Here is a 20,279-nt window from a genome sequence, read left to right as displayed (position 1 = left end):
CCTCGGAGGGGAGAAGGCATGGGGTGCCGGGCGGCGCGGGGCAGGCGGGACTTTGCGGACACGGCCTAGCGGCGGATGCGCGTCATGTTCGGGTCGAACAGCGGCTCGTCGGCGACCGTGGCCGGGACCTTCTCGCCGAAGTACTCGATGTGCACGCCCGTGCCCGTGGGAAGACCGGCGGGCAGCCAGGCGTACGCGACGCAGCGGCCGAGCGTGTAGCCGTACGACGCGCTGGTGACGTAGCCGGCCGGGGTGCCGTCCACGTAGACCGGCTCCTTGCCGAGGACGACGGAGGCGGGATCGTCGAGGAGAAGGGGGTGAGGCGGCGCGCGGGCTCGCCGGCCCGGGCCAGGGCAGCCTTGCCGACGAAGTCCTCCCGGTCCATGCGCACCGCGAAGCCGACACCCGCCTCGAACGGGTCGTGCTCGTCGGTCATGTCGACGCCCCAGGCGCGGTAGCCCTTCTCCAGGCGCAGGGAGTTGAACGCCGAGCGCCCCGCCGCGATCACGCCGAGCTGCCGGCCGGCCTCCCACAGCGTGTCCCAGAGCCGGAGCCCCAGGTCGGCGGTGGTGTACAGCTCCCAGCCGAGCTCGCCGACGTAGCTCAGCCGCATGGCCGTCACCGGGACGTGCCCGATGTACGTCTCCTTCGCGCGGAAGTAGCCGAACGCCTCGTGGGAGAAGTCGTCCGGGGTGAGCGGCTGGACGAGATCGCGGGCGAGCGGGCCCCAGACGCCGACGCAGCACGTGCCTGCGGTGACGTCCCGGATGTGGACGTCGCCGGGCGCGTGGCGCAGCAGCCGGTCCAGGTCGGAGGGGGAGTTGGCACCGACCTGGAAGCGGTCGGGGGCGAGGCGGGCCACGGTGAGGTCGGAGCGGATGCCGCCCGACTCGTCCAGGAGCAGGGTGTAGGTGACCGCGCCGGGCTTCTTGCGGAGGTTGTTGCTGGTCATGCGGTCGAGGAAGCCGAGGGCTCCGGGGCCGGTGACATCGAGGCGGCGCAGGGGTGTCATGTCGTAGAGGGCGACGCCCTCACGGGTCGCCTTCGCCTCGGCCGCCGCGATGGGGGACCAGTGGCGGGCCGCCCAGGCATCCCGCTCGGGGAGGGGCCCGAGAGCGTCCACGAGCGGGGCGTTCGCCTCGTACCAGTGCGGGCGCTCCCAGCCGCCGCCTTCCAGGAAGTAGGCGCCGAGCTGCTGCTGCCGGACGTGGAAGGGGCTGACGCGCAGGGGTCGCGGCCGCTCCATCGGCTGGAGCGGATGGACGACGTCGTACACCTCGACGAACTGCTGCGCACCGCGCTCGAGGACGTACGACGGTGAGCGCTGTGCCTCCTCGAACCGCGTGAGGTCGCACTCGTGCAGATCGATCGACGGCCGCCCGTCCACCATCCACTCGGCGACCGCCTTGGCGACACCGGCGGAGTGTGTGACCCAGACGGCCTCGGCCAGCCAGAAGCCGCTCAGCAGCCGGGACTCGCCGAGGACCGGCATGCCGTCCGGGGTGAAGGAGAAGACGCCGTTGAAGCCGGACTCGATCTCGGCGTCGCGCAGGGCGGGCATGAGCTGCCGGCAGTCGGACCAGCTGGGGGCCCAGTCCTCCTCCGTGAAGGGGTACGAGGACGGCATGTCCATGTTCCGGGCCCGGGCCTCGTCGTACGGCAGGACCGCGAACGGGTCGACGGGCAGGGGCCGGTGGGCGTAGGAGCCGATGCCGATGCGGTCGGTGTGCTCGCGGAAGTACAGGTCGCGGTCCTGGAAGCGGAGGATGGGCTTCGAGGCCTCCGCGGTGGCGTCGCTCAGCTCGGGGAGCGGCCCGGTCCTGGCGTACTGGTGGGCCAGTGGCTGCAGAGGGACGTCGACTCCGGCCATGCGGCCGATGACCGGCCCCCAGAATCCGGCCGCCGAGACGACCTGGTCGGCCGGGAAGGTGCCCCGGTCGGTGACGACGGCGGTGACCCGGCCGTCGGCCTGCTCGATGCCGGTGACCGTGTGCCGGTCCAGGAAGCGGGCGCCCCGTGCCGTGGCCCGGCTCATCTGGGCGCGGGCGGCGGGCAGGGCCCGGGCGAGGCCGTCGTCGGGGGTGTGGAAGCCGCCGAGGACCACCGACTCGTCGATCAGCGGCCACAGTTCCTTGCAGCGGGCGGCGCTGACGATCTCGCCGCGCACGCCCCAGGAGGCGGCGTAGCCGGCCCTGCGGTGCAGTTCGGCGAGGCGCTCGGGGGTGGTGGCCAGTTCGAGGCCGCCGACCTGGTGGAAGCAGGAGACGCCGTCGACGTCGAGGGAGCCGAACTTCTCGACGGTATACCGGGCGAGGGCGGTGAGGGTCTTCGACGGGCTGGTCTGGAAGACGAGGCCGGGCGCGTGCGAGGTGGAGCCGCCGGGGGAGGGCAGGGGCCCCTGTTCGAGGACGGTGACGTCGGTCCAGCCGCGGGCGGTCAGTTCGTCGGCGAGGGAGCAGCCGACGATGCCGGCACCGATGACGACCACGCGGGGGTTTTCGGGAGTGCTGGACATGCCCCTCCTTGCCGGGACGGTGAAACGCGTTGAGGGAGTGGGGCGTTGGGGCCGCGGAGGTACGGGGAGCCGTTGTCCTGTCCGCAGGTCGCGAGGTGCGTGAGACCCGCAGGCTCAGGGAGCGGGGTGTGTGCCCAGCACGACCACCGAGCGCAGCACCTCACCCCGGTGCATCTTCGCGAACGCCGCCTCCACCTGGTCCAGGGCGATGGTCTCGCTGACGAACGCGTTCAGGTCCAGCAGCCCGTACAGGTACTGGTCGATGAGGAACGGGAAGTCCCGGCTCGGCAGACAGTCGCCGTACCAGGACGACTTGATCGCGCCGCCCCGCGAGAACACGTCGATCAGCGGCAGTTCCACCGTCATCCCGGGGGACGGCACGCCGACCTGGACCAGCAGACCGGCGTGGTCGCGCATGGAGAAGGCCTGCCGGAAGGTCTCGGGCCGGCCCACCGCGTCGATCGCGATGTCGACTCCGAAGCCGCCGGTGAGCTCCCGCACCGCTTCGACCGGGTCGGTGCCCCGCGAGTTGACGGTGTGTGTCGCGCCGAACTTCTCCGCCTGGTCGAGCTTCCTGTCGTCGATGTCGACGGCGATGACCTTCATGGCACCGTTGAGACAGGCGCCCGCGATCGCCGCGTTGCCCACCCCGCCACAGCCGATCACCGCGACCGAGTCGCCCCGGCCGACGTTGCCGGTGTTGACCGCCGCGCCCTATCCGGCCATCACGCCGCAGCCGATGAGCCCGGCTGCCTCCGGGCGCGCTGCCGGGTCGATCTTCACCGCCTGCCCCGCCGCGATCAGCGTCTTCTCGGCGAACGCCCCGATGCCGAGCGCGTTGGAGAGCGGTGTGCCGTCCAGCAGAGTCATCGGCTGGTCGGCGTTGCGGGAGTCGAAGCAGTACCAGGGGCGGCCGCGGCGACAGGAGCGGCAACCGCCGCAGGGGGCACGCCAGGCCAGCACCACGTAGTCGCCGGGCTGGAGCTCGGTGACTCCCTCGCCGACCGCCTCGATCGTGCCTGCCGCCTCATGGCCCAGCAGGAACGGGAAGTCGTCGTTGATCGCGCCCTGCCGGTAATGCAGATCCGTGTGGCAGACCCCGCAGGCCTGCACACCGACGAGGACCTCCCCGGGCCCGGGATCGGGAACCACGATCGTCCGCACCTCGACGGGTGCACCCTTCTCGACAGCGACTACGGCACGGACCTGGTGTGGCACGAACCACGCTCCTCTGCTGTTGCGCAGTGCACGATGGGTTGCGCGATGGGAAACATAGTGGGAAGCCGTCGAGGAGCCGTCAAGAGGTGCGGGCCATGGTTCGGGTCAACCCTTGGAAAACGGAACGGGACGGGCGAAAGCCGCCGGACACGCAACAGCGCGGGACCAGGGATTTCACCTGATCCCGCGCTGTGCTCCCGCGCCTGCCGGCGACCGGCCGGGGCTACGTCAGAAGCCGTACCCCATACGACGGGACAGCTCGGTCGCGGCCGCTTCCGTGCGCTTGGCGATCTCGGGCAGCCGCTCCTGGGTCAGCCGGTACACCGGCCCCGAGACGCTGAGCGACGCGATGACCTTGCCGTCGTGCGCCCGCACGGGGGACGCCGCTGCCGCCAGCCCGATCTCCAGCTCCTCCCTGGTGATCGCGTACCCCTGCTGCACCGCGGTGTCCAACTCGCCGCGCAGCAGGGACGCGACCGTCGTGGTCCGTTCGGTGAAGCGGTGCAGCGGGCGTGCCAGCAGACCCTCGCGCAGGGTCGGCGGCAGATGGGCGAGCAGCACCTTTCCGCTGGCGGTGGCATGCAGCGGGGTGCGCCGGCCGAGCCAGTTCTGCGCGGTGACGGACGCGGTGCCGCGGGCCTGCATGATGTTGACCGCCGCGTCGTCGTCCAGGACCGCGATGTTGACCGTCTCACCCAGCTCGTCGGCGAGCTCCCGGCAGACCGGGACGCCCTCCTGCGAGACGTCCAGCCGCACTGCCGCCGCCCCCGCGAGGCGCAGTACACCGGCGCCCAGGTAGTACTTGCCGCGGTCCTTCGCCTGGGCCACCAAGCCGCGGTTCTCCAGGACCCCGAGCAGCCGGAACGCCGTGGACTTGTGCACGTCCAGCTCATCGGCGATCTCGGTCACCCCCGCCTCGCCGTGCCGGGCGAGGATCTCCAGCACACTCACGGCGCGATCCACCGACTGAACGGCACTCGCCGCGCCTCTGCCGCTCTTGGCTCCGCTCTCCGTGCGGTTCTCCTCCTGGCCGGGCTGCTTCTGCGTGCGGGTCATGGCTGAACACTCACCACCTGTCGGCCCTGTTTGGGCCGCATCTGCGGGAACCCCTTGACGCGACGGTCGCCCCGCCCGGATTCTGTTGCGTATGGCGCTTGCTCCTGCGCCATGTGAAACATCATGTTACCGAAGCGTCCGGAACTCGGTAGGGGACGAAGCTCCCGGCAGGGGACTCGCCCCGAGGGCTGGACCGGATGACGTGCACCAACACCTTTCCGTGCCCGGACCCGCCCCGGTCCGGCACTCCATGGAACTGCCTACAGTCTGGCCGAACTGGTCCGGACCATGCGTCCCGGACCGAGAGGGGGGCCCGTGATTCCCGTCTGCCGCCTCGAAGACCTCCCCAAGGGTGAGTCCTTCCGCGTCGAGACGACCCCGCCCGTCGCCGTGTTTCACACCGACGACGGCGATCTCTACGCCATCGACGACACCTGCACCCACCAGGACGCCTCCCTCTCCGAGGGCTGGCAGGAGGGCTGCCTCGTCGAATGCCCGCTGCACGCCGCCTCGTTCGACCTGCGCACGGGCGCCCCGACCTGTCTCCCGGCCCGCCGCCCCGTCCGCACCCACCGCGTCACCGTCGACGACGGCTTCATCCACGTCCACCTCGCGGCGGAGAAGGGGACGGCGGCGTGAACGCGCACCGCACGGGAGACGCGAGCGGCGAGGCCGTTGCCGCGGCGTACCGCACCGGGCTCGGCGACGCCGAGGGGCCGTGGACCCGCGGGTGCCGCACCGGGGTTGGTGAGGCCGGGGCGGCGAGAGGGCGGGCGTTCCGCACCAGGGTGGGTGAGGCCGGCGCGGCGGCGCCCCGCGGCTTCCGCACCGCCGCCCGTGAGGCCGACGCGCCCGACGCGCACAGCAGCCGCGCCGGGACGGATGCGGTTGGCGGCGCTTCGGACGCCGCGAGGAGGCACCCCGCATGCGAACCGTGACCATCGTCGGCGCCTCTCTCTCCGGTCTCTACGCCGCCCGGGAACTGCGCGCCCAGGGCTACGACGGACGTCTCGTGATCATCGGCGACGAACCCCACACCCCTTACGACCGGCCACCTCTCTCCAAGGACTTCCTCACCGGCCGAGCCGACGAGACCCAACTCGCGCTCTCCGACGCCGAGGAGAGCGCAGAACTCGGCGCCGAGTGGATCCTCGGCGTCCGTGCCCGCGCCCTCGACGCCCGAGACCGGACCGTGCTGCTGGACGACGGCCGCACCGTCTCCACCGACGGCCTCGTCATCGCCACCGGTGCCTCGGCCCGGCGCCTGCCCGGTTACGCCCTGGCCGGAGTGCACACGCTGCGCACCCTCGACGACGCCCGGGCCCTGCGCGAGGAACTCACCCGGGGTCCGCGCCGGGTCGTCGTCATCGGCGGCGGCTTCATCGGCGCCGAGACCGCGTCGTCGTCCTCCTCCCTCGGCCACTCCGTCACCGTCGTCGAGGCCGCCCCGCTCCCGCTGGTGCCCCAGCTGGGCGCCGAGATGGCCGCAGTGTGCGCCGCACTGCACCGCCGCGCCGACGTGGACCTGGTCACCGGCACCGGCGTGGCCGGGCTGCGGGGTGCCGCCGCCGTCACCGGAGTGGACCTCACCGACGGTCGCACCCTCCCCGCGGACATCGTGATCGTCGGCATCGGCGCTACCCCCAACACCGCCTGGCTGGCCGGCTCGCCCCTCGCCCTGCAGGACGGCGTCCTGTGCGACGACGGCTGTGTGACGGCCCTGCCGCAGGTCGTCGCCGTGGGCGACATCGCCAGCGTCGGCGGCCACCGCGCCGAGCACTGGACGTCCGCCACCCGGCAGCCGAAAGCCGCCGTGACCAACCTGCTCGCCGGACGCACCGCCGAGACCGCCGTCGCGGTGCCTTACTTCTGGTCCGACCAGTACGGCGCCCGCATCCAGTTCGCCGGCCGGCACAGGGACGGCGACACCGTCCGCATCACCGAGGGCGAACTCTCCGGCGGCGCACCGGCCGAAGGCGGCTTCCTCGCCCGGTACGAGCGGGACGGCCGTACGACGGCCGTACTCGCCGTGGACCGCCCGCGTCCCTTCATGCGCGCGAGACGCGAACTCGCGCGGGGCGCGGGGGAGGAGCGGGCACGGTCGGTCCTACGCTGAGGAGGTGCCGACCCGGGCCCCGGCCCGGCGACCGCTCTCGCAGCACCCGGGCCCCGGCCCGGCGGCCGCTCTCGCAGCCGGTCACCTCGCCCGCCGCGCCCGGCCCCCTGCCGTCACACCTCACGAGTGGGACAACTGCCCGGCTGCACCCCGCCGGCGTATCCGCTCCTGCGCCCGCTCGGCGGCCCGCTCCTGCCGCCGGGTCCGGCGCCGCTCGCGCCGCAGGGCCCGCGCCGTGCTGCTCGGCACGGACACCACCCCGTGGCGCTGGTTCCAGACCTGGCGCGTCACCCACACGTCGAGCGCACCCCATGTGGCCGCGATCGTGCTGACCACACTGCTGATCACCATCGGGAACGCCAGCCAGGACCCGGCCATCGTGCACAGGAAGGCCACCATCGCCTGAATCAGCGTCACGGCTATGAGGAGGACCGCCCGTACGGCCGCCGTCCGCACCGGATCCGGCAAGCGCCGCCGCCGCGCGGGCTCCTCGACCCACAAGGGCCGGTAGTACTGCTGCTCCCGGGCGCCAACCCTGGGCGCACCGCGCCGTTCCGCCGTGCCCATCACCGTGTCACTCCCCACCGCCAGCAGACCGCTCGCTCGCATCCGAAGACCCGTGCTCCCCAGTGGCTGCCCGGCTTGCGCTGTTTTACGCCGCCCGGGTGCGGGACGCGGCTCCTGTGGCCGATTCCGCCCCCGTTTCCCAAAGAGAAGGACGAACAACTCCTCACGAAGATTCCCGGGAACCGAAAAATTTCAGCCAACCGCCTTGGCGAAGTTCGAGGATTGAGTCACGCCGCGACCACCGGTTTCGGGGAGACAACTCCCGCAATGCCCGGACAACTCGCCATGCCTCGTGGCTGGCGCGGAAGTTCAGGTTCCGGACCGGTCTTCGAGTTCCCTGTGGGTCGGTAGTAGGCTCGCGCCGTTTGTTGACGCACATGTGTACCCCGGGTAGCCGGGGGCCCGAGCTGGGGGAGGCCATGCGCTTTCGCGGGAAGTCCATCCGCCGGAAGATCGTGGCGCTGCTTCTCGTGCCGCTGGTGTCCCTGACCGCGATCTGGGCTTTCGCCACGGTGCTCACGGGACGTGAGGCGGGCGACCTGTTCAACGTGTCGTCCGTGGTGGAGAAGATCGGCTACCCCATCGAGGACACCGTTCGGGTCCTCCAGGAGGAACGCCGCCAGACCCTCGTCTACCTCGCCGATCCCCGCGCCTCCGACGGGCTCGCCGCGCTCCGGCGCAGCCGGACCGCCACCGACGAAGCCGTCGGCAGCATCCGCGAGAACGCCCGGAACCCGGACGTGCGCGACGCGATGGGCGCGGACACCGACGAGCGGCTGACCGCGGTCCTGGACGCCTTCGACGGCATCGAGTCGCTGCGCCGCAGCGTCGAGGACGGCACCGTCAACCGCACCCAGGCCCTCGACCTTTACAACCGGCTCGTCGACCCCTGCTACGTCCTCCTGGCCAACCTGCACGTGGTCGACAACGTCGAACTGGACAAGCAGTACCGCGCGCTGGTCAATCTCGCCCGTGCCCGCGAACTGCTCTCCCGCGAGGACGCCCTCCTCGGCTCCGCGCTGATCGTCGGCAGGATCTCCCACTCCGAAGAGCGGGACATCTCCGACCTCGTGGCCCAGCGCACCCTGATGTACGACGTCAACCTGCCGCTGCTGCCCGTGGCCGAACGTGACCGCTACCAGAGCTTCTGGAAGAACGCCTCCTCCGCTCCCCTGCGCGTGGCCGAGGAAGCCGCCGTCTCCTCCGGGGCCGGAACCCCCCGCGGCGTCTCCGCCAAGAGCTGGGACAGCGCCGCCGGCAACGTGCTCGACGAGCTCGGCACCCTGAACGACCAGGCCAATGACCGCTACCAGGACCGCGTCCACCCCGTCGCCGTCGGCGTCATCGCCAAGGCGGTCATCGCCGGCGCACTCGGTCTGATCGCGCTCCTGGTCTCCCTCTTCCTGTCCGTACGCGTCGGCCGCACCCTCATCCGCGATCTGCGGCAGCTGCGTCTGGACGCCCACGAGGCTTCCGGGGTGCGCCTGCCCAGCGTCATGCGCCGCCTCTCCGCGGGCGAGCAGGTCGACGTCGAGACCGAGGTCCCGCGCCTCGAGTACGACAAGAACGAGATGGGCGAGGTCGGCCAGGCCCTCAACACTCTGCAGCGCGCCGCCGTCGAGGCCGCCGTCAAGCAGGCCGAGCTGCGCGCAGGCGTCTCCGAGGTGTTCGTCAACCTCGCGCGCCGCAGCCAGGTCCTGCTCCACAAGCAGCTCACCCTCCTCGACGCCATGGAGCGCCGGACCGAGGACACCGAGGAACTCGCCGACCTGTTCCGCCTCGACCACCTGACCACCCGCATGCGCCGGCACGCCGAGGGCCTGGTGATCCTCTCCGGCGCCGCACCCTCCCGTCAGTGGCGCAAGCCCGTCCAGCTCATGGACGTCGTACGCGCCGCCGTCGCCGAGGTCGAGGACTACGAGCGCATCGAGGTCCGCCGCCTCCCGCGGATCGCCGTCACCGGCCCGGCCGTCGCCGACCTCACGCATCTCGTGGCCGAACTCCTGGAGAACGCCACGGTCTTCTCGCCGCCGCACACCGCCGTGCAGGTCCTCGGCGAGCGCGTCGCCAACGGCTTCACCCTGGAAATCCACGACCGCGGCCTCGGCATGGCCGCCGAAGCGCTGCTGGACGCCAACCTCCGGCTCGCCGAGACGCCGGAGTTCGAGCTCTCCGACACCGACCGGCTCGGCCTGTTCGTGGTCAGCCGACTCGCCCAGCGCCAGAACGTCCGCGTCTCCCTGCAGCCCTCCCCGTACGGCGGCACGACCGCTGTGGTCTTCATCCCCGACGCGCTGCTGACCGACGACGTCCCGGACACCAACGGCCTCGGGTTCCGGCTCGACCGTCCCCAGCTGGCCCCGGAGAGCGAGCCGCAGGGCAGCCGCCGCGCCGCGCTGTCCCAGGCACCCGCGCAGCGCCCCGGTCTGCCCGCCTCACTGCTGGACGGTCCGGTCGAGCTGGAGGCCCCCGTCGACCTGGACGCCATCGAAGACTTCCCCGGCGCCATCCAGGACGAGGACAGTGAGCACGGCGGCCTGTTCCGCCCCCGCCACTCCCTCACCCGCGCCCCGGACGAGACGGCGGGCCGTCGCACCGATCCGCGTCGGCAGACCACCGACGCCCGCAGCGAGGGGGACCGGGCAGACAGCGACGACGAGCTGGGTGCTCCGGTCTCGCTGCCCCGCCGCCACACCCCCAAGCTGGTCAGCTCGCACGGGCGCCCCGTCACCGAACAGCGCCCCCGGCGGGGGAAGACGGACGAGGAGACCACCACGGGCACCGGCCGAACGGAGCCCGGTCCCACCGCCGCGCTCCCGCAACGCCGCCGGGGCGAGGAGCCCGCGGGCGGCCGGGCCGCCGACCGGCCGGGACCCGAGCCCGCGTCCGCCCTTCCGGCCCGGCGCCGCGGCGAGAGCTCCTCGACCGGCAGCCTGCGGGGCGACGCCCTCCCGGACGCACCGCCGCCGCTGCCGGCGCGACGTCGCGGGACGGACTCCGCCCGCCGTGGCATCGGCACGACCGGCCGCGACGAGGACCGCACCGAATCCCCGGCCCCGCCCGGCAGTGCCGTCGGCGACCGGCCGGAGCCGTCCACCCTCCCGATGCGGACCCGCCGCGCGGAGGTCGCAGCGAGCGGCCCGGGCGGGCCCGACCACGGCTCCGGCTCCACGTCGGAGATCACCGGCGAGCCCTCGCGCCAAGAGACGGGCTCCGGCACCGCGCCGCTGCCCCGGCGCGTCCGGCAGGCCAACCTGGCCCCGCAGCTGAAGCGGAGCTCGGAGCCGCGTACCGACGACAGGGCCGAGCCCGTCGAACGCGACGCCGATGAAGTACGCAGCCGCATGGCATCGCTCCAGCGTGGCTGGCAGCGCGGCCGCGAGGAGAACGCCGCGGGCGATGCCGCCCACAGCGGCGCAGCACCACAAGGAACGACAGAGGGGGACGGTCGATGACCGCACCGAAGGCGACCGGCCACACCACCAACACGGGCGAGCTGAACTGGCTCCTCGACGACCTGGTGGACCGTGTCGCGAGCATTCGCAAGGCCCTCGTGCTCTCCGGCGACGGTTTGCCGACGGGCGTGTCCAAGGACCTGACCAGGGAGGACAGCGAGCACCTGGCCGCCGTCGCCTCCGGGTTCCACAGCCTCGCCAAGGGCGTGGGGCGCCATTTCGAGGCCGGCAACGTCCGCCAGACGGTCGTCGAGCTCGATGACGCCTTCCTGTTCGTGACGGCCGCCGGCGACGGCAGCTGCCTGGCCGTCCTCTCGGACGCCGACTCGGACGTCGGTCAGGTCGCTTACGAGATGACGCTCCTCGTGAAGCGGGTGGGCGTGCATCTGGCTGCCGCTCCGCGCACCGATCTGCCCGCAGGCGGGTAGTGGGATGACATGAGCGCTGACGGTCAGGGAAGAAGCCACTGGTTCGACGACGAGGCCGGACCGGTCGTCCGTCCGTACGCCATGACCCGCGGCCGCACCAGCAGCCAGGGCCAGCACCGCCTGGACCTGATCGCGGTCGTGGTCGCGGAGCCGCACGCGGACGATCCGGAAGCGGACCACATGCTCTCCCCCGAGCATGTGGACATCGTCGAACTGTGCCGCGACATCCCGCAGTCGGTCGCCGAACTCGCAGCGGAACTCGACCTGCCGATCGGGGTGGTACGGGTCCTTGTCGGAGATCTCGTGGACGCGGAATTCGTGCACGTGAACCGGCCCGTACCCCCTGCCGAACTGCCGGACGAGAGTATTCTGCGCGACGTGATCAACGGCCTCCGGGCGCTGTGAGCAGTGCGGAAGCGAGGTCTGACGTGACTGGCCGGCAGGTGCGGGTGGACCGGGACGACACCTCCACCGACGTGATCGCCCGGCGCCCGGACGGCCGGCTGCTCACCCACAAGCTGCCCTCGGACAGCCCCGCACGCCACGCCGACGCCGCGGTCGGGGACGTCCGCACCCTGCTGCTTGACGTACTCGTCATCGAAACCCCAGGCGGCGGAGGCTATGACCCGCCGTCGCCCGACCCCCATCAAGCAGGAGAAGAGACCGATGATCTTCGGGCGTTCTGAGCGCGGCAAGCCTCCGGTCGAGCCCGTCACGCTCAAGATCCTCGTGGCCGGCGGCTTCGGCGTGGGCAAGACCACGCTCGTCGGCGCGGTCAGCGAGATCAGGCCGCTGCGCACCGAGGAACGGCTCACCGAGGCCGGGCGCCCGGTCGACGACACCAGCGGCGTGGAAGGCAAGCACACCACGACCGTGGCCATGGACTTCGGCCGCATCACCCTCCGCGAGGACCTCGTGCTGTACCTCTTCGGCACGCCCGGCCAGGAGCGGTTCTGGTTCATGTGGGACGAGCTCTCCGAGGGCGCGCTCGGTGCAGTCGTCCTCGCCGACACCCGTCGCCTGGAGGACTGCTTCGCGGCCATCGACTACTTCGAACGGCGCTCGATCCCCTTCCTCGTCGGCATCAACTGCTTCGAGGGCGCTCCCCGTTACCCGATCGAGGACGTCCGCCAGGCCCTCGACCTCGACGAGGGCGTGCCGCTCATGATGTGCGACGCCCGCGACCGCGAGTCGGTCAAGGACGCACTCGTCGGCGTCGTCCAGCACGCCATGGCGTACGCGGCCGATCGCCGCGAGGCCGTGACCGGCTGACACCGCCTCGGCGTAGGCGGCCCGTACCCCCGCCGACCGGGGAACGGGCCGCCGGCGAAGCGACGCTCCACGCGCGCGTGGTCAGCTGTCGCCGTCCTCCTCCCAGCCGAAGCTCTTCTCCACGGCCTTGCGCCAGTTGTGGTACTCGCGGTCCCGCACCGACGCCTCCATGTCCGGCGTCCACTCGACGTCCTTCTGCCAGTGCGCCTTGAGCTCGTCGAGGTCGTTCCACACACCGGTGGCCAGACCGGCCGCGTACGCGGCGCCCAGACAGGTCGTCTCGGAGACCTTGGGCCGCACCACCGGCACGTCGAGCACGTCCGCCTGGTGCTGCATGAGCAGGTTGTTCTTCGTCATGCCGCCGTCGACCTTGAGGGTGGTGATGTGCACCCCGGAGTCCTGGTACATCGCGTCCACGACCTCGCGCGTCTGCCAGCTCGTCGCCTCCAGCACCGCGCGCGCGAGGTGCGCCTTGGTGACGTACCGGGTCAGGCCGGTGACCACGCCGCGCGCGTCGGAGCGCCAGTAGGGCGCGAACAGACCCGAGAACGCCGGCACGATGTACGCGCCGCCGTTGTCCTCCACACTCGCCGCCAGGGGCTCGATCTCGTCGGCGGTACGGATGATGCCCAGCTGGTCGCGGAACCACTGCACCAGCGCGCCCGTAATGGCGATCGACCCCTCCAGGCAGTACACCGGCGCCTCACTGCCGATCTTGTACCCCATCGTCGTCAACAGGCCGCTCTTCGACGCCACCGGGCGGTTGCCCGTGTTGAGCAGCAGGAAGCTTCCCGTGCCGTAGGTGTTCTTCGCCGTGCCCACGTCGTAGCAGGCCTGCCCGAACACGGCCGCCTGCTGGTCGCCCAGCGCCGAGGCCACCGGCACACCGGCGAGCTGGCCGACGGCGGTGCCGTACACCTCGGCCGAGGAGCGGATCTCGGGCAGCATGGCCTCGGGGATGTTCATCGCCGAGAGGATCGAGGAGTCCCACTGGAGGGTCTCCAGGTTCATCAGCATGGTGCGTCCGGCGTTGGTCACGTCGGTGACGTGCTGCCCGCCGTCCGTGCCGCCGGTGAGGTTCCAGATCAGCCAGGAGTCCATCGTGCCGAAGGCGATCTCACCGCGCTCGGCACGCGCCCGGAGGTCGGGCACGTTGTCGAGCAGCCAGGCCGCCTTGGGCCCGGAGAAGTAGGTGGCCAGTGGCAGGCCCGTCTGCTCACGGAAGCGGTTCTGCCCGTCCGAGCCGCCCAGCTGATTGCACAGTGCCGCCGTCCGCGTGTCCTGCCAGACGATGGCGTTGTGCACCGGCTTGCCCGTGGCCCGGTCCCACAGGAGGGTCGTCTCGCGCTGGTTGGTGATCCCCATCGCGCTCAGCTGGTCGGCCCTCAGACCGGCCTTCGCGATCGCCCCCGCCACCACCGCCTGCACCTTGGACCAGATCTCGGTGGCGTCGTGCTCCACCCAGCCGGGTTTCGGGAAGATCTGGCGGTGCTCACGCTGGTCCACGGCGACGATCGCGCCGTCCTGGTTGAAGACGATGCAGCGGCTCGACGTGGTGCCCTGGTCGATGGCTGCGACGTACTTCGCGGAGTTGTCCGTCATGGCTACCCCTTCGGCTGGTCAGAAGGCTGCGTTGTAGATGAGAGCCCCGAGGATTCCGCCGACAACAGGTCCCACCACCGGGACCCACGCGTACCCCCAGTCGGATGCTCCCTTGTTGGGGATCGGAAGGAACTGGTGCACGATGCGCGGACCGAGGTCACGCGCTGGGTTGATCGCGTAACCCGTGGGCCCACCGAGGGAGAGACCGATCCCTACGACCAGCAGGGACACCAACAAGATCGAGATGCCGGAACCGTAGATACCGGCTCCCTCGCCCGGGATCGGACCGATGCCGACGCCCTGGACGACCCTGTTGTCGCCGACCAGGGCAAGGATGGGCAGTACCAGGGCGATGGTCGCGAGGATCTCCGTCATCAGGTTGGCGACCGGGTTCCTGATCTCAGGGATGGTGGCGAAGATGCCGAGCGTCGGCACCGGCTCGTCCGCTGTGCCTTCCGTGGTGCCCGTCTTCCGCACGTTGGCCTGGAACTGGGCGAAGTAGAGCAGGTACGCAAGGACGGCGCCCAGCATCGCCCCCACGATCTGCCCGAGCAGGTAGATCCAGACCTTGTCCCACACGCCTGTGTCGACGGCCAGGCCGAGGGTGACGGCGGGGTTGATGTGCCCGCCCGACAGCGGGGCGGCGGTGTACGCGCCGGCCAGGACACCGAATCCCCAGCCGAACGCGATGACGATCCAGCCTGAAGCCCTGGCCTTCGAGAACCGAAGGGTGACGGCGGCGCAGACGCCCGCACCGAACAGGATCAGAATCGCCGTGCCGATCATCTCGCCGACGAAAATGTCTCCGTTACTCATGGCGGCTCCTCAGCCCTGGCCCGGGACGACCGGCCCCGGTTCTCACCTGCAGGGTGCGTTACCCGTGGCTACTTCAGCCGAAGGCGGGGAGATCCCGCGCCCCGCCCGGCATCCGTGACGAGCGTGCCGTCGCAGCCGAATCGCCCGTGGGAAATGGGCCTTGGCGCAGGCGCATCCACGCGCCGCAGTGCCGGAATACGCCGCCTATGTACGGCGATGTCGACTGACACCGGAAGTGTTCACCGGCACCCAAAGAGCGTCAAGGTCGCCGACCGCAACGGTCCACGGCCTTCGACGGCCGCCGGGCTCGCGCTGGACCGAAGGGCCGGTTGCTCGGCCATGGCGCGCCCGGTCGGGTCGTTGTTCAGATCTGTTCCGGACCCGCGCGGGCCTTGGTGAGCCGCGCGAGGCTTGGCTGATGGTGTCCGGCCTCCGCCGGGCTCCGCCTGGGGGCGAAAGTCCGGCCGCACCTGACTCCTCGCTTGCTAGTGTCCAGGATTCACCTGACCTTGCGGTTTCTCAACCGCAGGAGTCCGGCGGGGCCATGGCCACCACGGAAGGGCCCCGGCGGGCCGCTGCCGGCCGCGTCCGGGCACGACCCCGACAGCGCCGCGACCCCCGCGTGCGCTGCCGACCAGGAACCCACCGGCCTGGATCCCGCCGAAGAGGAGCCCGACGGCCAGAAACCCGCCGGCGGAGTGGATCCCGACGCCAGGAAGCCGGCGCGCGCCCCGAGCCCGGTCGCGTCACCGCGGCTCAGCCGTTTCCCACGCGTCTCAGACGCCCTGCGCGTCCCTCTCGACCGCCACCCCGCACCCCGCTGGCGCCGGTGTCGGTGCCGGTTGCGAGCCCCGGCGGGTTTCGTGGCCCGGCATCCCCGCCCGGCCCACCACCCAACTCGCCCCGTGCAGCGCCTTCGCCGCCTTCTTCAACGGAGCCAGGCAGGCCGCGGCCTGCCGGTGGTCGCTCACGCTGCCCGGCGTGCACACCAGCGTCGCGAGCGACAGCGTGACCGGCCGGCCCCCCGCCGACCAGGAAGCGTCCAGCACCGAGGCGGCCAGCGGACCAAGACCGTCCGGATCGGCGAGCACCAGGAAGTCGTCCCCGCCGATGTGCCCGACGCGGGCGCCGTCCGTCGCGGCCTGTTGCAGCGCCCGGCCCACCGCCCGGATCAGATCGTCGCCGCAAGCGAACCCGGCCCCGTCGTTGACCTGCTTGAAGTGGTCGACGTCCAGCCAGCTCAACGCGAACGTCCGCCCCGCGGCGACCCGCCGGTCCACCTCGGCGGTGATCGCGTCCGAGCCGGGCAGACGCGTCAGAGGATTCAGCCCTGCCGCCTCCTCCACCCGTGTCTCGGCCAGCGCCCGCACGAGGTCCGCGAGCCGCACGACCCCCACGCACCGCCCGCACTCGTCCACCACGGTCACGTCGTCCGAGGTGCGGCCCCGTCCGCCGACCGCGACCACCTCCAGCACTTCCCACGCCGTGGCGTCGACGCCCACCGTCCGTGGCGGGTCCCCGAGCTTGGCCGCAGGCCGGTCGGCGTACAGGGCGTGCCCGTAGCGCCCCGACATCGACAGCAGGAAGCGTGAGCGGTGCACCGACCGGACCGGCACGCCCGTGGGGTCCACGAGCAACACCCCGGACACGTCCGGCGACCCTGTCAGCAGGGCTCGCACCCGGCCGGCAGAGGCGGTGGCCGGCAGCAGAGCGGCGGGCCGGACGAACTCCCGCACCGACGGCCCGGTCCGCGGTGCGGCCACCTCGACGGGGGAGCGGGGCGGGACGTAGACGTGGGCGGCGGGCAGGCGCGCCGGCGGCGCGAACAGATCGCCCTGGGCCAGCTGCGCCCCGCCCGCGAACGCCGCCGCGCACTGCCCTTCGGTCTCCACGCCCTCGACGGCCAGGAGCGCCCCCAGCTCGTCGCACAGCGTCCGCATCGACCGCATCACCGCCGGCCGGGCCAGCAGCGACGCGTCCAGCTTCACCAGGCCGGGCGAGAGGTCGGAGAGCAGCCGCAGGGGCACATCCCCGTCCCCGACACCGTCCGCGCAGATCCGGAAGCCCTGCCCGCGAAGCGAGGCCACCGCGTCCAGCAGAGCCGGCTGCGGCACATGCGTGTACGGCGGACAGACGTCGATCGTCACCTCCCACGGAAGCCGGCCCGCCTCGCGCACGCCGTCGTGCAGTGCCGGGAGCCCGCCGAGGTCCGCTAGGGTCCCGGCGAACACGTTGACGAACAGCGGAAGCAGGGTCTGCTTGCGTACCGCCGCGCGGAGCGCCGACACCGCCAGGCGACCGTCGAGCTCAGGATCCCGGCGGGCCTCGGCGAGGATGTCGCCGGTCTCCGGGCGGGCGAGTATCTCCAGCCCCGCGACCGCGCCGGTCGTCAGATTGACCACCGGCTGAAAGGCGAAGCGGAGAGTGTCCGTCCAGGAGTGCACGGGAGCATGATTGACGCCACCGGCGCACGCCCAAGCGCAGTTCATGAGACGTTCACGCAGGATTCCGGCGCGATCACACAGCGTATGGCTCCGGGCCCGGCCTGATGTGGCGGTACGACCGGCACCAGTTCCAGCACCAGCCGAGGCGCCGGTCCAGCCGCTGTGGCTCACCGCACCGCGATCACCGCTGATCCGTGCCCGAACAGCCCCTGGTTCGCGGTGATCCCCACCCTCGCTCCCACGACCTGCCGGTCACCCGCCTCGCCCCTCAACTGCCACGATAGTTCGCAGACCTGGGCTATCGCCTGCGCCGGAACGGCCTCGCCGAAGGAGGCCAGTCCACCGCTGACGTTCACCGGTATGCGACCACCCAGGGCCGTCGCCCCGTCGCGCAACAGCTTCACACCCTCGCCCTCACCGCACAGCCCCAAGTCCTCGTACCACTGCAACTCAAGGGCGGTGGACAGGTCGTAGACCTCGGCCAGCGACAAGTCCTCCGGCCCGATACCCGCCTCTTCGTAGGCCGTGCGAGTGATCGATCTCCGGAACGTCTCCTCGGGCGGATCCACGGCCACCGCGGAGTCCGTGGCGATCTCCGGCAGGTCCAGCACGGTGTTCGGATAACGCGGTGTCACTGTGGACACGGCCCGGATCCGCACCGGCTCCGCCTGCCCGTGGCCACGCGCGAACTCCATGCTCGAGAGCACCACCGCCGCGCCGCCGTCGGAGGTCGCGCAGATGTCGAGCAGCCGCAGCGGGTCGGCGACGACGGCGGAGCCGGCGACCTCCTCGGCGGTGACGCGTCCGCGGTAGCGCGCGAAGGGGTTCAGCGCGCCCATCGCCGAATTCTTCACCTTCACCTGTGCGAAGTCGTCCGGTGTGTCGCCGTGCAACGCCATGCGTCTGCGGGCGTAGAGCCCGAAGTACACGGGGTTGGTCGCCCCGAGGATGCGGAACCTGAGCCAGTCGGGATCGTCCGGCCTGTCCCCGCCCGCAGGGCGGAAGAACCCCTTGGGAGCGGCATCCGCCCCCACCACGAGCACCACATCGGCGAGCCCGGCGAGGATCTGGGCCCGTGCGGCCTCGATGGCCTGCGCCCCGGACGCACACGCCGCGTACACGCTGGTGACCCGGGCCCCCTGCCAACCCAGTGCTTTCGCGAACGTCGCCCCGGCGACATACCCGGGATAGCCGCCCCGCACCGTGTCCGCGCCGATGATCGCGCCGATGTCCCGCCATTCCAGCCCGGCGTCGATGAGCGCCGCGCGGGCCGCTGCGACGCCGTACTCCGTGAAGTTGCGCCCCCACTTGCCCCACGGGTGCATGCCCGCGCCGAGCACCGCCACTTCTTCCGTCATGCCGTCACCCCCGTCGGCCGCCAGTGCCACGTCGTCCAGGTCGTCTCCGCGTCCTCGTGGAGCACACCGGGCACGACCTCCACCTCCAGGCCCACCGCCAGTTCGGCGACGGTGATCCCGGGAGCCGCCTGTCCCAGCACCACCATCCGCTCGGGCTCCAGCTCCACAGCGATGAACGCGCACGGCTCCCACGAAAGTTCCGGATCGGTCACGTAGGGTGACGGTGGCCGATATCGGCTGTCCGTGAACGACCAGACGCGCCCCCGCCGCGACAGCGGGACCGGCGCCAACTCGCCGCCCCCACAATCGGGGTTGCGGCAGTGATGGTCCTCCCGAGGGAAGAAGACCGAGGCGCACGCCGAACAGCGCGTGCCGAGCAGCCGGAAATCATCGCCCTCCCCGGTGAACCACCCTGCCACCACAGGTGTTCGTGCACGCGCCACAGCACCCTCCCCGCAGACGGGATCTGACGGAACGTCAGGAGTGTGGCACGGCCGGTCGGAGATCGGCAGTCCACGAGACCGAAAACCGGCGGGCGGTCGCCGCGCCGCATCCGATCCCTTTCCACGGTGCCCCCACTCCTGGTAGACGCAGGGGCATGACGCGATTCACCACCGTGGCACGTGCCCTGATCACCGCGTTCGCCGCCTTGCTGGCATCGACCGCCCCCACCGCGACCGCCCGGGCCGGAACCGATCCCAAGGCGCCGAAGGACTTCGTGGCGCTGAGAAGCGTGGACCCGACGATCATCCAGGAGATGCGCTACGTCACCCCGCACAACTTCGTGGGCGAGCGCATCGACGGCTACAGGCAGCCCCTCTGCATCCTCAGCCGCCCCGCCGCCGAAGCCCTCCACAAGGCCCAGCAAAAGCTCCTGCGCCAGGGCTACTCGCTCAAGGTGTACGACTGCTACCGGCCACAGCGGGCGGTGGACCACTTCGTCCGCTGGGCCGAGGACCTCGACGACGAGGCGATGAAGGGCGAGTTCTACCCGAACGTCGACAAGACCCGGCTCTTCGCCGACGGGTACATCGCGGCGAAATCCGGCCACAGTCGCGGTTCGACCCTGGACGTCACGCTCGTCAGACTCCCGGCGAAGCCGACCCGGCCCTACCACCCCGGGGAGCCCTTGACGCCGTGCTTCGCTCCCCAGGGCGAGCGGTTCCCCGACAACTCGATCGACATGGGTACCGGTTTCGACTGCTTCGACACCCTCTCGCACACCCTCGGCCCCCGCATCCAGGGCCAACAGCGCACCAACCGGTTGCTGCTCAAGAGCACCCTGGAAGGCCTCGGATTCGTGAACATGGCAGAGGAGTGGTGGCACTACACCTTCAAGCCCGAAGCCCATCCGGACACGTACTTCGACTTCCCGGTGTCCAGGAAGTCGCTCAGCAGCGCTCACTGAGCAGCCTGCCCGAGGCGCCCTCTC

Annotated in this window: 16 protein-coding genes and 2 pseudogenes; 9 read left to right on the top strand and 9 right to left on the bottom strand. The window is 71.5% G+C overall.

What is annotated here, in order from left to right; genetic code table 11:
* Positions 1-65: 65 nt before the first annotated feature.
* The 3 genes and pseudogenes from CEB94_RS07225 to CEB94_RS07215 all read right to left on the bottom strand — a co-directional run bounded on the left by CEB94_RS07225 (position 66) and on the right by CEB94_RS07215 (position 4,789).
* Positions 66-2,515: pseudogene (locus CEB94_RS07225) on the bottom strand (GcvT family protein).
* Between the two features lie 114 nt (positions 2,516-2,629).
* Positions 2,630-3,733 (bottom strand): annotated as a pseudogene (locus CEB94_RS07220) (S-(hydroxymethyl)mycothiol dehydrogenase).
* A gap of 228 nt (positions 3,734-3,961) precedes the next feature.
* On the bottom strand, positions 3,962-4,789 hold the full coding sequence (locus CEB94_RS07215; protein ID WP_175431368.1) for an IclR family transcriptional regulator: 828 nt from the start codon (positions 4,787-4,789) through the stop codon (positions 3,962-3,964).
* A gap of 315 nt (positions 4,790-5,104) precedes the next feature.
* Between CEB94_RS07215 and CEB94_RS07210 the strand changes: the two genes are divergently transcribed.
* The 3 genes from CEB94_RS07210 to CEB94_RS07200 are packed head-to-tail and all read left to right on the top strand — an operon-like array spanning position 5,105 to position 6,905.
* Positions 5,105-5,428 carry a bifunctional 3-phenylpropionate/cinnamic acid dioxygenase ferredoxin subunit gene (locus tag CEB94_RS07210; protein WP_175431367.1) on the top strand — a complete coding sequence of 108 codons (324 nt, stop codon included), beginning with the start codon at positions 5,105-5,107 and terminating at the stop codon, positions 5,426-5,428.
* Entirely contained in the window at positions 5,425-5,727 is a 303-nt protein-coding gene (locus CEB94_RS07205) for a hypothetical protein (RefSeq protein ID WP_175431366.1), read from the top strand. The genes CEB94_RS07210 and CEB94_RS07205 overlap by 4 nt, the downstream gene beginning before the upstream one ends.
* Positions 5,715-6,905: an NAD(P)/FAD-dependent oxidoreductase gene (locus CEB94_RS07200; RefSeq protein WP_175431365.1), complete on the top strand. Its 1,191-nt coding sequence runs from the start codon at positions 5,715-5,717 to the stop codon at positions 6,903-6,905. The genes CEB94_RS07205 and CEB94_RS07200 overlap by 13 nt, the downstream gene beginning before the upstream one ends.
* Before the next feature lie 120 nt (positions 6,906-7,025).
* On the opposite strand, the gene CEB94_RS07195 is transcribed toward CEB94_RS07200, so the two are convergent.
* Positions 7,026-7,472, bottom strand: coding sequence for a hypothetical protein (locus tag CEB94_RS07195; protein ID WP_246112135.1), 447 nt, complete (start codon positions 7,470-7,472; stop codon positions 7,026-7,028).
* A 419-nt stretch (positions 7,473-7,891) separates the two neighbouring features.
* On the opposite strand from CEB94_RS07195, the gene CEB94_RS07190 reads away from it, so the two are divergent.
* The 5 genes from CEB94_RS07190 to CEB94_RS07170 are packed head-to-tail and all read left to right on the top strand — an operon-like array spanning position 7,892 to position 12,627.
* Positions 7,892-10,927, top strand: a complete 3,036-nt coding sequence (locus tag CEB94_RS07190; RefSeq protein ID WP_175431363.1) for a nitrate- and nitrite sensing domain-containing protein — start codon at positions 7,892-7,894, stop codon at positions 10,925-10,927.
* Positions 10,924-11,355 (top strand): roadblock/LC7 domain-containing protein, encoded by a 432-nt coding sequence (locus tag CEB94_RS07185; RefSeq protein WP_175431362.1) that lies wholly within the window; start codon positions 10,924-10,926, stop codon positions 11,353-11,355. Before CEB94_RS07190 ends, CEB94_RS07185 begins: the two co-directional genes overlap by 4 nt.
* Before the next feature lie 9 nt (positions 11,356-11,364).
* The gene (locus tag CEB94_RS07180) at positions 11,365-11,760 is read left to right on the top strand and encodes a DUF742 domain-containing protein (protein ID WP_031138790.1); all 396 of its coding nucleotides are present in this window, start codon (positions 11,365-11,367) and stop codon (positions 11,758-11,760) included.
* A 23-nt stretch (positions 11,761-11,783) separates the two neighbouring features.
* Positions 11,784-12,041, top strand: coding sequence for a hypothetical protein (locus tag CEB94_RS41660; RefSeq protein WP_175430193.1), 258 nt, complete (start codon positions 11,784-11,786; stop codon positions 12,039-12,041).
* Positions 12,022-12,627 carry a GTP-binding protein gene (locus tag CEB94_RS07170; RefSeq protein WP_175431361.1) on the top strand — a complete coding sequence of 202 codons (606 nt, stop codon included), beginning with the start codon at positions 12,022-12,024 and terminating at the stop codon, positions 12,625-12,627. The genes CEB94_RS41660 and CEB94_RS07170 overlap by 20 nt, the downstream gene beginning before the upstream one ends.
* 81 nt (positions 12,628-12,708) lie before the next feature.
* Here the strand turns inward: CEB94_RS07170 and glpK are convergent, their stop codons facing one another.
* From glpK to CEB94_RS07145, 5 genes are all read right to left on the bottom strand, one after another.
* Positions 12,709-14,229, bottom strand: a complete 1,521-nt coding sequence (gene glpK, locus CEB94_RS07165) for a glycerol kinase GlpK (protein ID WP_175431360.1) — start codon at positions 14,227-14,229, stop codon at positions 12,709-12,711.
* Positions 14,230-14,247: 18 nt separating this feature from the next.
* Complete coding sequence (locus tag CEB94_RS07160) at positions 14,248-15,045, bottom strand: MIP/aquaporin family protein (RefSeq protein ID WP_175431359.1); 798 nt, start codon at positions 15,043-15,045, stop codon at positions 14,248-14,250.
* A gap of 776 nt (positions 15,046-15,821) precedes the next feature.
* Positions 15,822-17,489: a GGDEF domain-containing protein gene (locus tag CEB94_RS07155; RefSeq protein WP_175431358.1), complete on the bottom strand. Its 1,668-nt coding sequence runs from the start codon at positions 17,487-17,489 to the stop codon at positions 15,822-15,824.
* 167 nt (positions 17,490-17,656) lie between these two features.
* Entirely contained in the window at positions 17,657-18,847 is a 1,191-nt protein-coding gene (locus tag CEB94_RS07150) for a lipid-transfer protein (RefSeq protein ID WP_175431357.1), read from the bottom strand.
* The gene (locus CEB94_RS07145; protein ID WP_175436924.1) at positions 18,844-19,269 is read right to left on the bottom strand and encodes a Zn-ribbon domain-containing OB-fold protein; all 426 of its coding nucleotides are present in this window, start codon (positions 19,267-19,269) and stop codon (positions 18,844-18,846) included. Before CEB94_RS07145 ends, CEB94_RS07150 begins: the two co-directional genes overlap by 4 nt.
* A gap of 176 nt (positions 19,270-19,445) precedes the next feature.
* Here CEB94_RS07145 and CEB94_RS07140 point away from each other — a divergent pair, with 176 nt between their 5' ends.
* Positions 19,446-20,255, top strand: a complete 810-nt coding sequence (locus CEB94_RS07140; protein WP_175431356.1) for a M15 family metallopeptidase — start codon at positions 19,446-19,448, stop codon at positions 20,253-20,255.
* Positions 20,256-20,279: the final 24 nt, after the last annotated feature.

Origin of the sequence: Streptomyces hawaiiensis (assembly GCF_004803895.1) — a bacterium.
In the GTDB taxonomy this organism is placed as follows: domain Bacteria; phylum Actinomycetota; class Actinomycetes; order Streptomycetales; family Streptomycetaceae; genus Streptomyces; species Streptomyces hawaiiensis.
This window is presented reverse-complemented; position numbering and strand designations above follow the sequence as displayed.

Excerpts from the sequence above, each read along its gene's own strand:
- CEB94_RS07215 (WP_175431368.1), bottom strand. The coding sequence starts at position 4,789 with ATGACCCGCACGCAGAAGCAGCCCGGCCAGGAGGAGAACCGCACGGAG.
- CEB94_RS07200 (WP_175431365.1), top strand. The coding sequence starts at position 5,715 with ATGCGAACCGTGACCATCGTCGGCGCCTCTCTCTCCGGTCTCTACGCC.
- CEB94_RS07195 (WP_246112135.1), bottom strand. The coding sequence starts at position 7,472 with ATGGGCACGGCGGAACGGCGCGGTGCGCCCAGGGTTGGCGCCCGGGAG.
- CEB94_RS07190 (WP_175431363.1), top strand. The coding sequence starts at position 7,892 with ATGCGCTTTCGCGGGAAGTCCATCCGCCGGAAGATCGTGGCGCTGCTT.
- CEB94_RS07185 (WP_175431362.1), top strand. The coding sequence starts at position 10,924 with ATGACCGCACCGAAGGCGACCGGCCACACCACCAACACGGGCGAGCTG.
- CEB94_RS07180 (WP_031138790.1), top strand. The coding sequence starts at position 11,365 with ATGAGCGCTGACGGTCAGGGAAGAAGCCACTGGTTCGACGACGAGGCC.
- CEB94_RS07170 (WP_175431361.1), top strand. The coding sequence starts at position 12,022 with ATGATCTTCGGGCGTTCTGAGCGCGGCAAGCCTCCGGTCGAGCCCGTC.
- glpK (WP_175431360.1), bottom strand. The coding sequence starts at position 14,229 with ATGACGGACAACTCCGCGAAGTACGTCGCAGCCATCGACCAGGGCACC.
- CEB94_RS07160 (WP_175431359.1), bottom strand. The coding sequence starts at position 15,045 with ATGAGTAACGGAGACATTTTCGTCGGCGAGATGATCGGCACGGCGATT.
- CEB94_RS07150 (WP_175431357.1), bottom strand. The coding sequence starts at position 18,847 with ATGACGGAAGAAGTGGCGGTGCTCGGCGCGGGCATGCACCCGTGGGGC.
- CEB94_RS07140 (WP_175431356.1), top strand. The coding sequence starts at position 19,446 with ATGACGCGATTCACCACCGTGGCACGTGCCCTGATCACCGCGTTCGCC.